Origin of the sequence: Variovorax sp. OK212, assembly GCF_900112425.1 — a bacterium.
Classification (GTDB): Bacteria; Pseudomonadota; Gammaproteobacteria; order Burkholderiales; family Burkholderiaceae_C; genus Variovorax.
Map to the genome: position 1 here is coordinate 86,313 of NZ_FOLP01000001.1, position 12,610 is coordinate 98,922.

Consider the following 12,610-nt stretch of genomic DNA (forward strand, 5'->3'; position numbering starts at 1 on the left):
GTCAGTCGGAGCATTCGAGAGGGGCGAAGTTCCAGGATGTTCCGGAATGTTTCAGGCGGCGGCGCTGGCCACCGGTGCCCAACCGAGCACCACGCGCCGGCTGTTGGCGCTCTTCTTCTCGATCTTGGTGACCACCACCCCCCGATTTCCGAGGTGTTCGCAACATGCGTGCCGCCGCAGGGCTGGAAGTCGATCTGCGCGCCGGCTTCGTCGCCGATGCGGACGGTGCGCACCGTGCCCAGGCCGCGCGGCGGCTGCACGCTCATGCTCTTGACGAGGCCGGGGTTGGCGTCGAGCTCCTCGTCGGTGATGGCACCCACGGTCAGCGGATGGGCCGCCTCGACCAGCCGGGCGAGGCCGGCCGTCAGCACGTCCTTGTCGAGCGGGTCGGTCATGTGGAAGTCGATGCGCGCGTACTCGGGGGTGATGGAGCAGCCGTTCACCGGCACCGGGACCAGGTGGCACAGCAGGTGGGAAGCGGTGTGGAAGCGCATGAGCCGGTGGCGGCGCTCCCAGTCGAGGCGGGCGGTCACGGTGTCGCCGGGCTTCAGCGCGGCCAGCAGGTCGGCCTGTTCCGGTGCGGGCACGTGCACGAATTCGTTCGTCGGCTGGCCTTCTGGGTCCTTGGCCTTGCGCGTGTCGGCAATGACCAGCTCGCGGCCGTCGGCCAGGGCCAGCACGCCGCTGTCTCCGGCCTGTCCGCCGCCCAGCGGGTAGAACACGGTGCGGTCGAGCACGATGCCGGCATCGTCGATGCGCACGATGCGGGCTTCGCAGGTGCGCAGGTAGGCGTCGGCGCGGAACAGGTCGTCGGTCATGCGGCGATGGTAGCGGCGATGCGCGAATGGGGTGCGCCCACGCCAGAAAGCGCCCACGACCGACAACCCCGCCCCGGCGCGCCATGGATCATCCGGCCGGTATGCGGCAACCGGCCGCGCAAGGACCACGCATGAAAGCACCGCAGCAAGCACCCACCCGCACGGCCCCCTCACCGGCATCCGCATGGAAGGCCGGCGCCTCGGCCCTGGCCGTCGCGCTGCTGGTGGCGGGCTGCGGCGAGGCCGCCAAGCTGTCGCCCGAAGCCACCACCGGCCCGCGCCCGCAACTGGCCGACCCGAACAAGACCCTGATTCCCACCGTCAACGTGGCCCCCGCCATCGGCTGGACCGACACCGCCACGCCCACCCCGGCCGAAGGCCTGCAGGTGACGGCGCTGGCGCGCGGCCTCGAGCACCCGCGCTGGGTCTACACGCTGCCCAACGGCGACATCCTGGTGGCCGAGAGCAACAAGCCGCCCAAGCCCGGCGGCAGCGCCACCGACGGCGGCGACGGCCTGGTCGCCAAGGTGCGCAACTGGGTCATGGGCAAGGTCATGGGCCGCGCCGGCGCCGGCGTGCCCAGCGCCAACCGCATCACGCTGCTGCGCGACGCCAATGGCGACGGGCTGGCCGAGGTGAAGCAGGTCTTCATGACCAACCTGATGTCGCCCTACGGCATGGCGCTGGTGGGCAACGAGCTCTTCATCGCCAACGCCGACGCGCTGGTGAAGGTGCCCTACACCGAGGGCCAGACCTCGATCAGCGCCAACCCGACGCTGGTGACGCAGTTGCCCGCGGGCATCAACCACCACTGGACCAAGAACGTCATCGCCAACGAGGACGGCAGCAAGCTCTACGTGACGGTCGGCTCCAACAGCAACATCGGCGAGAACGGCCTCGCGGCCGAAGAGGGCCGCGCCGCCATCTGGGAGGTCGACACGAAGACGGGCGAGAAGCGCCTGTTCGCGAGTGGCCTGCGCAACCCCAACGGCATGGGCTGGGACCCCGACACCAAGGCCCTGTGGACCGTGGTGAACGAGCGCGACGAGATCGGCAGCGACCTGGTGCCCGACTACCTCACCTCGGTGAAGGAAGGCGCCTTCTACGGCTGGCCGTGGAGCTACTACGGCGGCATCGTCGATGCGCGCGTGACGCCGCAGAACCCCGCAATGACGGCCAAGGCCATCGCGCCCGACTACGCGCTGGGCTCGCACGTCGCGCCGCTGGGCATGGCCTTCTCGCGCGCGGGCGGCATGCCCGAGCAGTTCGCCAGCGGTGTCTTCATCGGCGAGCACGGCTCGTGGAACCGCAAGCCCAAGTCGGGCTACAAGGTGGTGTTCGTGCCCTTCATCGGCGGCAAGCCCAGCGGCCCGCCGGTCGATGTGCTGACCGGCTTCCTCACCGCCGACGAGAAGGCGCAGGGCCGCCCGGTGGGCGTGGCGCTCGACAAGAGCGGCGCGCTGATCGTGGCCGACGACGTGGGCAATGCCGTGTGGCGGGTGTCGAAGGCCAGGTAGGCAAGAGGCCTGTTCTCAGCGCGGCGGGCGCGCGATGCGGTACAGCTTGTGCCGGCGCAGCGCGTGCCCCTCGGGCACCAGCGGATGGTCGAAGGCGCCGGCCACGTCTTCCTTCATGCCGATGCGTTCCATCACCGCGCTCGAGCGCGTGTTGTTCCACGCCGTGAAAGCCACGATTTCGTCCAGCCCGAGCTGCTCGAAGCCCACCTGAAGCGCGCCGCGCGCCGCCTCGCTCGCGAAGCCCTGGCCCCACCACTGGCGCGCGAAGCGCCAGCCGATTTCCACGCACGGTGAAAACGGCAGCGTGGCGGCCGGCGCGTTCAGCCCGGTGAAACCCATGAACGCGCCGCGGGCCTTGTGCTCCACGGCCCAGAAGCCCCAGCGGTTCTCGGCAAAGCGCGCCTGGAAGCGCGCGACCATGGCGTCGCTGTCGGCGCGCGTGGGCAGCGGCAGCAGGAACTCCATCACCTGCGGGTCGCAGGCGAGCGTGAAGAAGGGCGCGAGGTCGCTCTCGCGCCAGGGGCGAAGCCGCAGGCGGGCGGTGTCGAATTCGATCGGTGAGGTCGTCATGCCACCGATTCTGGCGCAACGCATTTATGTCATGACGTGATATATTCGCCGCCGTTCCCACGCTCCTTCCACACGCTCACTCCCGGCGACGTTCCATGGCCTCCACACCCCGCAAGCTCGCGAAGAAAGACTTCGAGGCGCTCTCCCAGTTCCGCTACCAGATGCGCCGCTTCGAGCGCTTCTCCGAGCGCGCCGCGCAGGCCGAAGGCCTCACGCCGCAGCAGTACCTGGTGCTGCTGCACATCAAGGGCGTGCCGGGGCGCGACTGGGCCTCGGTCGGCGAGATCGCCGAGCGCCTGCAGCTGCAGCCGCACGGCGCGGTGGCGCTGGTCACGCGCTGCGAGGCGCTGGACCTCGTGCAGCGCCGGCCCAGCGAAACCGACCGCCGCCAGGTCGAGGTGCACCTGCTCGGCAACGGCGAGAAGCTGCTGCTGCGGCTGGCCGAACTCCACCGCGCGGAGCTGCGCTCGCTCAAGGGCGTGTTCGACGTGCCGCAGATCGATCTTCCGGAATCCCCATGAGCTCCAAAGCCAACTCTCATCCGGGTCACGCGCCTCGCGGCGACTTCGCGCTCAACGCGCGCCTCATGCGCATCACCGTCATGGCCGCCGTCATCGGCGCCATCAGCACGGTGGCCGCGCGCGTGCTGCTCGACCTGATCCGCTTCTTCACCAACCTGTTCTTCTTCCAGACCTTCTCGCTGGCAGACCGCTCGCCCGCGGAGCACACGCTGGGCGCATGGGTGATCGTGGTGCCGGTGATCGGCGGGCTCATCGTCGGGCTGGTGGCGCGCTACGGCTCCGACAAGATCCGCGGCCACGGCATTCCCGAAGCCATCGAGGCAATCCTGTTCGGCAAGAGCAAGATGTCACCGAAGGTCGCGCTGCTCAAGCCGCTGTCCTCGGGCATCGTCATCGGCAGCGGCGGGCCGTTCGGCGCCGAGGGGCCGATCATCATGACCGGTGGCGCCATCGGCTCGCTGATCGCGCAGCACTTCCACCTCACCGCGGCCGAGCGCAAGGCGCTGCTGGTGGCGGGTGCCACGGCCGGCATGACGGCGGTGTTCGGCACGCCGGTGGCCGCGGTGCTGCTGGCCGTCGAGCTGCTGCTGTTCGAGCTGCGCCCGCGCAGCCTGCTGCCGGTGGCCGTGGCCTGCGCGGTGGCGGGCTTCGCGCGGCCGCTGCTGATGGACCCGGGCCCGCTGTTCCCGCTGCAGACGGCCGTGCCCGGCCCGCTCGCCATGCTGTCGTGCGTGATCGCCGGCGTGCTGTGCGGCGCGCTGTCGGCGTCGCTGTCGATCTCGCTCTACAAGGTCGAGGACTGGTTCGGCAAGCTGCCGCTGCACTGGATGTGGTGGCCGGCCATCGGCGGCCTCGCGGTCGGCATCGGCGGCTACTTGCAGCCGCGCGCGCTGGGCGTGGGCTACGACGTCATCGGCGACCTGCTGCACAACCACCTGGCGCTGGGCGTGGTGCTCGCGCTGCTGGCGGTCAAGGCCGTCATCTGGGTCATCTCGCTGGGCTCGGGCACCTCGGGCGGCGTGCTGGCGCCGCTGCTGATGATGGGCGCGGGCCTGGGCGTGGTGCTCTCGCACGTGCTGCCGGGCAACGACCCGATGCTGTGGCCGCTGGTGTGCATGGCGGCCACGCTGGGCGGCGTGATGCGCGCGCCGCTCACCGCCACCATCTTCGCCTTCGGGCTCACGCACGACAGCAACGCGCTGCTGCCGCTGCTGACCACCTCGGCCGTGGCCTACGGCTTCACGGTGCTCACGATGCGCCGCTCGATCCTCACCGAGAAGATCGCGCGCCGCGGGTACCACATCTACCGCGAGTACGGCATCGACCCGCTGGAGCGGCATTCGGTCGAAGAAGTGATGACGCGCGAGGTGCGCAGCATCGACGCCGCCATGCCCGTGGCCAGGGCGCTGTTCGAGTGCTTCGGCGAAGGCCAGGCGCACCGCGCGTTCCCGGTGCTGCGCAACGGCGCGGTGATCGGCGTGGTCGACCGCGCGATGCTGGCCGCGCGGGGCAGCAGCGACCCGATCGCGACCGTGGGCGACGCCTGCGCCGACGCGCCGCTGTACTACGCGCTGCCGGGCGACAACTGCCGCGCCGTGGCCACGCGGCTGGCGCGCCACCGGCTCGAGCGGCTGCCGGTGGTGAAGGATGCCCACACGCTCGCGCTGGTCGGCATCGTGGCGCGCAGCGACCTCATCAAGCCGTCGCTCGCGCATTTCGACGAAGAGGAAAAGCGCGAGCGCATGCGCGGACTGCCGTGGCAGTCCACGTAGGCGCCCACGGCTGAAGGGCTAGAAGCCCGCCAGCACCACCTTGCCCTGCGCCTTGCCGCTCTCGATGAGCGCGTGCGCGCGCCGAAGGTTGGCCGCGTTGATGGTGCCGAAGCTCGCGTTGGCCGTGGTGCGGATGCGGCCCGCGTCCACCAGCGCCGCCACTTCGGCCAGCAGCGCGCCCTGCTGGGCCATGTCGGGCGTCTCGAAGCGCGAGCGCGCGAACATCATTTCCCAGTGCAGCGACAGGCTCTTGGTCTTCAGCGGCATGGCGTCGAGCAGCTTCATGTCGTCGATCACCGCGAGCTGGCCCTGGGGCTTCAGGCTTTCGATGATCTGCGCGCAGTGCTGCTCGGTCTGCGTGAGGCTGGCGACCATGTCGACCTCGCCGATGCCGGCGGCCTTGAGCTCGGCCGCGAGCGGCCTGGAGTGGTCGATGACCGTGTGCGCGCCCAGCGCCAGGCACCACTCGCGTGTTTCGGCACGCGAGGCGGTGGCGACGACGCGCAACTTGGTGAGCTGGCGCGCGAGCTGGATCAGGATGGAGCCCACACCGCCCGCGCCGCCGGTGATCAGCAGCGTCTGGCCTTCGCCGCCGCCCTTGGGCACCCGCAGGCGGTCGAACAGCAGTTCGTACGCGGTGATGGTGGTCAGCGGCAGCGCGGCGGCCTGCGCGTCGTCGAGGCTCTTGGGCGCGAGGGCGGCAATGCGCTCGTCGACCGCGTGCAGCTCGGCGTTGGCGCCGGGGCGGATGATCGAGCCGGCGTAGTACACGCGGTCGCCGACCCGGAAGTTCTTCACGCCGCTGCCGATGGCCTCGACCGTGCCCACGGCGTCCCAGCCCAGCACCTTGGCCTGGCCGGCCTCGGGCGCGGCGTTCTTGCGGACCTTGGTGTCCACCGGGTTGACCGACACCGCCTTCACGCGCACCAGCAGGTCGCGCGCGCCGGCCACGGGGGCGGGCAGCTCGATGTCCTGCAGCGATTCGGGGTTGTCGATGGGGAGGGGCTGGTAGTAGCCGACGGCTTTCATGGCGGGGACCTTTCAGGCGCTTCGGGGCGCTGCTTTCAATGACGATGCCTCGAATGTAGGATCGCAAGGCTGGTTTGATAAGACGGGCTGAAACATCAACACTTTCAAATGAAGATTGAAAATGTCTCCGATCTGCGGGTGCTGGTGCACACCGCGCGCGGCGGCACGCTGACCGCGGCCGCGCATGCGCTGGGCATCACGCCGGCGGCGGCCAGCGCCACGCTGAAGCGGGTGGAAGCGCAGCTGGGCGCGCGGCTGTTCGAGCGCTCGACGCGGGCGATGCGGCTCACGCCGCAGGGACAGACGCTGCTCGACTACGCAGTGCGGGCCTTCGAGCTGCTGGACGAGGGCGAGTCGCAGGTCACGGCGGACCGGGGCGGGCTGGTGGGCACGCTGCGCGTGGCCTCGCCGTCGGACCTCACGCGCAGCACGCTGCTGCCCTGGTTCGACGAGTTTCTGGCCCTGCATGCGGGGGTGCAGCTGTCGCTGTCGGTGGGCGACCGGCCGCTGGACGTGATGCGCGACGAGGTGGACGTGGCGCTGCGCTATGGCGCGCTGGCCGATTCGCGGCTGGTGGCGCGGCCGTTTGCGATGACGAATCCGGTGCTGACGGCATCGCCTGATTACTTGCGCCGCCATGGGGCGCCGAGGGTGCCGCAGGACCTGGTGCAGCACAACTGCCTGACTTTCAATCGGTCGGGGCGGCGGCATCGGGTGTGGCGCTTTGGGCTGAATGGGCAGTGGAGCGAGGTGCGGGTGAATGGGAACCGCAGCGTGGACGATGCCTCGCTGGCGCGGGAATGGACCGTGGCGGGGTACGGGATCTCGCTGAAGTCGGCGCTCGACGTGCGCGAGGATGTTCGGCAGGGGCGGCTTGTGCGGCTGTTGCCTGAGTGGGAGACGGAGCCTTATCCGTTGCATGCGCTGTTGCCCAGTGGGCGGTTTGTGCCGGCTCGGGTCAGGGCGTTTGTCGACTTTCTGGCGGTCAAGTTCGAGGCTTTGACTGCCGAGGCTTGAGTAGTTGAGTAGTTGAGTAGCGGAGGCGTTGAGGCTGCTGGCCGGGACTCGCCCCGGCAGGCGACCTGCTTTCTTTTGCTTCGCCAAAAGAAAGTAGGCAAAGAAAAGGCGACCCCACTGTCCGCGTCCCTCCGCGCCCCTCCGCTTCGCTGCGGGCAACCTGCGGTGCTCACGTTTCGCGGGGTCTCGCAGAACTCGCTCCACTGCGTTGCGCTCGAACAGCTGCGAGCCCTGGTCCGCGAAACCCTCCGCTCCTCGGCGCGGCCAGAGGGGCTGGGGAACCACCCGGGCCATCGCTTCGCTCGGCTTTCATTCAGGCCTTCGCTTCGCTCGGCTTCTCTGCTTTCATCCCGAGGCTTCGCTCGGCCTCGGTATTTACTCCCTCTCCCTCTGGGAGAGGGTTGGGGTGAGGGCATCGGCCTTCGAAACCGCCACTGCGTCGCCAGCCCCGCCGCCCCTCTGCTCACCTCCTCAAATCATCGGCGTCACCGCCCCATCCATCGCCACGATCGCCCCGGTCACATAACTCGCCTTCGCCGACGCCAGGAACACCACCATGTTGGCGATCTCTTCGGGCGTGGCGATGCGCCCGAGCGGCAGGCCGGCGGTGGCGCGCTTCAAGGCTTCGTCGGTGCCGATGCCGGCCAGCTTGGCGTCGGCCTTCATGCCTTCCTGCAGCCGCTCGGTCAGCGTGAGGCCGGGGTTCACGGCATTCACGCGCACGCCCTTGGCCGCATAGGCGGCGGCCATGCCGGCGCTCACGAGCATCAGCGCCGCGTTGGCCGCGCCGCCGGCCATGTGGACGGGGCTGGCCACCTTGCCGCCCTTGCCGATCACGTTGACGATGGCGCCGCGGCCGCGCTCGCCCATGCGCTGGACCACGGGGTGGAGCATGTGGATGTAGGTGAAGTACTTGGCGTCCATCGCCTCGTGCCAGGAGGCGGCGGTCAGCTCGGCGGGCGTGGTGCGGCGCGCGGCGCCGGCCGAGTTGACGAGCACGTCGACGGGGCCGAAGGCCTGCTCGGCGGCGTCGAGCGCGGCCACGGCGCTGGCCGGGTCCTTGAGGTCGGCCGCATGGACCGACACGCGGCCCTCGGCCTGCGCGAACGATTCGGCCAGGGTCTTGCGGCCCTGCTGCAGGTTGGCGAGGTCGCGCGAGACGAGGCTCACGCGCGCGCCTTCGCGCAGGAAGCCCAGCGCACAGGCCAGGCCGATGCCCTTGCTGCCGCCGGTGATGAGAACGTGCTGGTCCTGGAGCTGGAGGTCCATGAAAGAGTCCTTGCCGTGATGAATGAGCTGAGGCGGCGATTGAAGCACCGCCGCGAAACCCCTGCACGGACGCGGCTGTGCAACGCCGCTCCAAGGACCGGAGCCCGGTCAGCGCCGCGCGGCGGCGCGCTGCAGCGGCTCGGGTTCCAGTGTGCCGGGCGCGGTGTCGGTGGCGTCGCGCAGGTGGCCGTTGTTGTCGTGGTGCACCAGCAGCTGGCGCGTGCGCTGCCAGGTCGACAGGCGCGCCGGCGGCACCTCGATGTACGAGGCCAGCGCGAACAGCGACGACTGTTCCTGCTCGGGCGGCGCCTCGCGCTGGTGCTGGCGGCGCCGCCATGGCGCCATCGCCAGCATCGACACCAGGATCACGCCGATCACCACCGCGTACAGGCCCAGCAGGTGCAGCACCTCGGGCTGCGAGCGCGCGCCCAGCGCGTAGGGCCAGGCGTACCAGACCGCGCAGAACCAGATCGCGATGGTGATGGCCGGGCGCAGCACGCGCAGCCACAGGTACATGGCCAGCGTGCGCTGCGGCGAGCGGCCGTTGCCGAAGGCGCGCAGCGAGATGCGCGCGGCGTCGATGATGGGCTCGTCCACCGCGGGCTGGCCCCACGAGCGCCGGCGGCTCGGCGGCGGGGTCTCGTTGCCTGCGTCGGGGAAGCGGCTGTGCGCGTGGTTCTCAGGGGGCATCGGAAACTCCTCGGTCGGGGCTCGTCCACACCGCGCGCTTGCCGCGCCGGCGTATCAGGGCCTTGGGAAGGGCGATGACGGTGGTCGCCATCGTGATGGTCCAGAAAGCGATCGGGTACCAGATCGTTCCGGCGAAATAGCGCATCAGGTCGCGGTCGTAGCGGCGGTCGATCCACAGGCTCAGCAGCATCTGCAGGATGCAGGTCATGGCCAGCAGCGTGCCCTGCCAGTGCGGCAGCAGCGCCGAGTGCCACGACGAGTCCGGCGGCAGGAAGGGGCGCGCCAGGCTCACCGCCAGCACCACGGCCATGGCATAGGCCCACACCACGCTGGTCATGTACTCCACGTAGATGAGCCACATGCGCCAGTTGCGCGGGCGCAATATGCGGCCGGTGTAGCGCAGCATGGTCTGGATGCCGCCGATGGCCCAGCGCTGGCGCTGCTTCCACAGGCCGCGCAAGGTCTCGGGCATCAGGATCCAGCACAGCGCGCGCGGCTCGAAGCGCAGCTGCCAGCCGCCGAGCTGGAGCTTCCAGCTCATGTCGATGTCCTCGGTGAGCACGTCGGGGCTCCAGAAGCCCACGTCGAGCACCGCGCGGCGGCGGAACATGGCAATCACGCCCGACACCGTGAACAGCGTGCCCACCAGCTGCTGCGAGCGCTTGATGAGGCCGATGATGGAAGAGAACTCGCCCACCTGCATGCGCCCGAGCAGCGTGGTGCGCGTGCGGATGCGCGGGTTGCCCGTGACCGCGCCGATGCGCTCGGACGCCAGCATGGGCTGCAGCATCCAGGCGATGGCGTCCTCGTCGATCAGCGCGTCGCCGTCGATGCCCAGGATGTACTCGCCGCGCGCGAGCTGGCAGGCGGTGTTCAGGCCGACCGCCTTGCCCTGGTTGCTGGCGTTGTGGATCACGCGCAGGCGCTTGTATTCCCGGGTCATCTCGTCGAGCAGCTCGCCGGTGCCGTCGGTGCTGCCGTCGTTCACGGCAATGACTTCGTAGTGCGGGTAGCGCGTGCGCATCAGCTGCTCGATCACCTCGCGCAGGTGCGGCGCCTCGTTGAAGCAGGGCACCACCACCGTCACCAGCGGCTGCGAGGGCAGCAGCGCGAGCGGGTTCACGTCGACGTCGCGCTTGCGCTCGAACACCCACGCATGCGAGAGGCCGCCGGCCATCCACACGTAGGCCATGAAGAAGGGGTAGTAGAAGACGAAGCCGAACAGCAGCGTGGGCAGCGTGTGCGCGAGGAACTGGGTGGAGGTCATGGCGACCGTTCTCCTTGCGGCGGTGGCACGGGCGGCACGGGCTGTGCCGGAATCGCCGCGGCCGCGGACGCACGCAGCGCGCGCGGCAGCAGCGAGCGCACCGAGATCGCGCGGCGCACGGTGTCCAGCGAAGGCTGGTCGTGCAGGAAGTCGTCGGGGTAGTAGCCCAGGTGCCGCACGCCGGCGCGCTGCAGCAGCGTCCACTGGCGCGTGAGCTCCGTGTCGGGCACGGGCTTGCCGGTGCGCCAGTCGCGTGCCTGCAGCTCGAACACCGTGCCGTCCAGGCCGCGCGGCGTGCCGGCCACGCGGAGCGCCAGCCGGCCCAGCCAGGCGTCGCTGTCGCTCGCGCTGCGGGCCTCGCCTTCCATGCGTGGCATGGCCATCAGCGCGACGTAGTCGTAGGCGGCGAGCGAGGCCTCGTAGTTCTGCGCGAACCACTGCTCGGCCTGCGGCTCCAGCAGCGGCCGCGCGTAGAGGTTGCGCGCCGTCTCCAGCGCGGGCCGCCAGGCGCCCACGCGCGCGGCGAGTTCCTGCGTGAAGGCGATCAGGTAGCGCGTCTTGGCGGTGGTCCAGCGCGCCATCAGCCCCGGGTCGGCGCGGATCGCGGCCACGTCGGGCGGCAGGCCCCATTGCGCATAGACGGCCCGTGCGGCGGGGCTCGCGTCCTCGTCGTCGGCCAGCGTCGCGTCGTCGTGGAACAGCAGGCCCTCGAAGAAGGCGTGGCGGCCCAGGTCTTCGTAGATGTCGCCGACCAGCGCGCGCACCGCGGGGTCGAAGGGCGTGAGGCGGTGGTAGCGCCCGGGCGGCATGGCGCCGCCCTGCGCCACGACGGTGTGCGTGGCCATCGGGTTCGCGGCCGGCAGGCGGAAGGCCGTGACCGGCATCCATGCGTAGACCTTCACGCCGGCGCGGCTGCGCAGCTGCCAGGCCGCGCGGCCGAACAGGTCGGCGCGCATCGGCAGGTGGCGGTTGGGAAAGTACAGCGCGTCGGCCACGCCGTCGCCGTCGGGGTCGGCATAGGCCTGCAGGAACACCGCGCGCGGGCGCACGGCGGCCACGCGGTCGATCAGCATCGAGAGGTTGCGCTCCTGCTGCGCCGGGTCGGGGTCGTACACGTAGTCGAGGTCGACGTGCATCACGCGGTTGACCGCGCGCACCTCGCCGCCCACCGGGCTGCGCAGCAGCCGCGCGTACTCGGGCGCCTCGTTGTCGTAGGCCGCCAGCGCGCGGCGGATGCGCGAGAGCGGCACCGCGGCCGTGTTCGAACCGTCGTCCAGCGTGAAGGTGATGGGCATGCCCGCGCGCGCGGAGGCCTCGAGCGCGGCCGTGTTGTAGGCGCCGTAGGGCCACACGGTGGCGCGCACCCTGGCGCCGGTGCGCTTCTCGATGAGTTCGCGGCTGCGGCGCAGGTCGGCCTCGACGCGCTGCGCGTAGGCGGCGTCGCTCTCGTAGCGGCCGGTGGCCGGGTCGTAGCGGTGCGTGGCCGCGGCGGGCAGCAGGTTGCCCTGCGGGTTGGCGAGGATGCCGGTGTGCATCGCGTCGGTGTGGCTCGCGAACTCCACGAGGCCCGAGCGCGCCATCTCGGCGGCCTCGCGCCACATCAGGAAGTTCTCGCGCGGCGCGGGCTTGTCGCCCCAGTGCACCAACTGGCCCGGTGGCGACTCGGGCACCTCGAGCCAGCTGGTCACCAGCGCCATCAGCGCCGGGTAGTTGTAGCGCTTGAGCAGCGGGAACACCTTGGTGTAGGCGCTGCGGTAGCCGTCGTCGAAGGTCAGCAGCACGGGCCGCGCCGGCAGCGGCGTGCCGCCGGCGCGCGCGTCGACGATCTGCTGCAGGCTCACCGGGTGGTAGCCGCTGTGCTGCAGCCAAGCGAACACCTCGGCGAAGGTGCGCTCGTCGACGGCGGTCTCGTCGGGCGAGTCCACGAAGCTGGCGCGCACCTGGGTGCGCACGTCGTGGAAGGACAGCACGCGAAAGCTGGTGCCGTCGTCGGGGTCGGCCGACGGCAGCGGCTGCGCGCCGGCCGCAAGGGACAGCCCGAGCAGCAAGCCGGGGAGGGCGGCACGCAACAGGGCTGCGCGCAGCATGGCCGTACGCAACAGGGCCGCACGCAGCAGGGCAAGGGGGTTCGTCGTCGGTC

General features: G+C 70.6%; 10 protein-coding genes and 1 pseudogene. 4 read left to right on the forward strand and 7 right to left on the reverse strand.

Annotation, left to right across the window (positions count from 1 at the left end; all coding sequences use genetic code 11):
* Positions 1–51 precede the first annotated feature (51 nt).
* Positions 52–818: pseudogene (locus tag BM004_RS00290) on the reverse strand (alanyl-tRNA editing protein).
* Positions 819–949: 131 nt separating this feature from the next.
* Here BM004_RS00290 and BM004_RS00295 point away from each other — a divergent pair.
* Positions 950–2,335, forward strand: a complete 1,386-nt coding sequence (locus BM004_RS00295) for a PQQ-dependent sugar dehydrogenase (RefSeq protein ID WP_218152662.1) — start codon at positions 950–952, stop codon at positions 2,333–2,335.
* Positions 2,336–2,350: 15 nt separating this feature from the next.
* Here the strand turns inward: BM004_RS00295 and BM004_RS00300 are convergent, their stop codons facing one another.
* The gene (locus BM004_RS00300) at positions 2,351–2,905 is read right to left on the reverse strand and encodes a GNAT family N-acetyltransferase (protein ID WP_093210539.1); all 555 of its coding nucleotides are present in this window, start codon (positions 2,903–2,905) and stop codon (positions 2,351–2,353) included.
* A gap of 95 nt (positions 2,906–3,000) precedes the next feature.
* Between BM004_RS00300 and BM004_RS00305 the strand changes: the two genes are divergently transcribed.
* Positions 3,001–3,426 (forward strand): MarR family winged helix-turn-helix transcriptional regulator, encoded by a 426-nt coding sequence (locus BM004_RS00305; protein ID WP_093210541.1) that lies wholly within the window; start codon positions 3,001–3,003, stop codon positions 3,424–3,426.
* Positions 3,423–5,198: a chloride channel protein gene (locus tag BM004_RS00310; RefSeq protein ID WP_093210543.1), complete on the forward strand. Its 1,776-nt coding sequence runs from the start codon at positions 3,423–3,425 to the stop codon at positions 5,196–5,198. The genes BM004_RS00305 and BM004_RS00310 overlap by 4 nt, the downstream gene beginning before the upstream one ends.
* A gap of 18 nt (positions 5,199–5,216) precedes the next feature.
* Here the strand turns inward: BM004_RS00310 and BM004_RS00315 are convergent, their stop codons facing one another.
* Positions 5,217–6,227, reverse strand: coding sequence for a zinc-binding alcohol dehydrogenase family protein (locus tag BM004_RS00315; protein WP_093210545.1), 1,011 nt, complete (start codon positions 6,225–6,227; stop codon positions 5,217–5,219).
* Between the two features lie 108 nt (positions 6,228–6,335).
* Here BM004_RS00315 and BM004_RS00320 point away from each other — a divergent pair, with 108 nt between their 5' ends.
* A complete protein-coding gene (locus BM004_RS00320; protein WP_093210547.1) occupies positions 6,336–7,244 on the forward strand; it encodes a LysR family transcriptional regulator in 909 nt (302 codons plus the stop codon).
* A 471-nt stretch (positions 7,245–7,715) separates the two neighbouring features.
* Here the strand turns inward: BM004_RS00320 and BM004_RS00330 are convergent, their stop codons facing one another.
* From BM004_RS00330 to pgaB, 4 genes are all read right to left on the reverse strand, one after another.
* Positions 7,716–8,513: an SDR family oxidoreductase gene (locus BM004_RS00330; RefSeq protein ID WP_093126596.1), complete on the reverse strand. Its 798-nt coding sequence runs from the start codon at positions 8,511–8,513 to the stop codon at positions 7,716–7,718.
* 108 nt (positions 8,514–8,621) lie between these two features.
* On the reverse strand, positions 8,622–9,203 hold the full coding sequence (gene pgaD, locus BM004_RS00335; protein WP_093126593.1) for a poly-beta-1,6-N-acetyl-D-glucosamine biosynthesis protein PgaD: 582 nt from the start codon (positions 9,201–9,203) through the stop codon (positions 8,622–8,624).
* Entirely contained in the window at positions 9,193–10,470 is a 1,278-nt protein-coding gene (gene pgaC, locus BM004_RS00340) for a poly-beta-1,6-N-acetyl-D-glucosamine synthase (RefSeq protein ID WP_093210549.1), read from the reverse strand. Before pgaC ends, pgaD begins: the two co-directional genes overlap by 11 nt.
* A complete protein-coding gene (gene pgaB / locus BM004_RS00345) occupies positions 10,467–12,557 on the reverse strand; it encodes a poly-beta-1,6-N-acetyl-D-glucosamine N-deacetylase PgaB (protein ID WP_093210551.1) in 2,091 nt (696 codons plus the stop codon). Before pgaB ends, pgaC begins: the two co-directional genes overlap by 4 nt.
* Positions 12,558–12,610 lie beyond the last annotated feature (53 nt).

Coding starts and splice junctions, on each gene's coding strand:
- BM004_RS00295 (WP_218152662.1), top strand. CDS start 950: ATGAAAGCACCGCAGCAAGCACCCACCCGCACGGCCCCCTCACCGGCA.
- BM004_RS00300 (WP_093210539.1), bottom strand. CDS start 2,905: ATGACGACCTCACCGATCGAATTCGACACCGCCCGCCTGCGGCTTCGC.
- BM004_RS00305 (WP_093210541.1), top strand. CDS start 3,001: ATGGCCTCCACACCCCGCAAGCTCGCGAAGAAAGACTTCGAGGCGCTC.
- BM004_RS00310 (WP_093210543.1), top strand. CDS start 3,423: ATGAGCTCCAAAGCCAACTCTCATCCGGGTCACGCGCCTCGCGGCGAC.
- BM004_RS00315 (WP_093210545.1), bottom strand. CDS start 6,227: ATGAAAGCCGTCGGCTACTACCAGCCCCTCCCCATCGACAACCCCGAA.
- BM004_RS00320 (WP_093210547.1), top strand. CDS start 6,336: ATGAAGATTGAAAATGTCTCCGATCTGCGGGTGCTGGTGCACACCGCG.
- BM004_RS00330 (WP_093126596.1), bottom strand. CDS start 8,513: ATGGACCTCCAGCTCCAGGACCAGCACGTTCTCATCACCGGCGGCAGC.
- pgaD (WP_093126593.1), bottom strand. CDS start 9,203: ATGCCCCCTGAGAACCACGCGCACAGCCGCTTCCCCGACGCAGGCAAC.
- pgaC (WP_093210549.1), bottom strand. CDS start 10,470: ATGACCTCCACCCAGTTCCTCGCGCACACGCTGCCCACGCTGCTGTTC.
- pgaB (WP_093210551.1), bottom strand. CDS start 12,557: ATGCTGCGCGCAGCCCTGTTGCGTGCCGCCCTCCCCGGCTTGCTGCTC.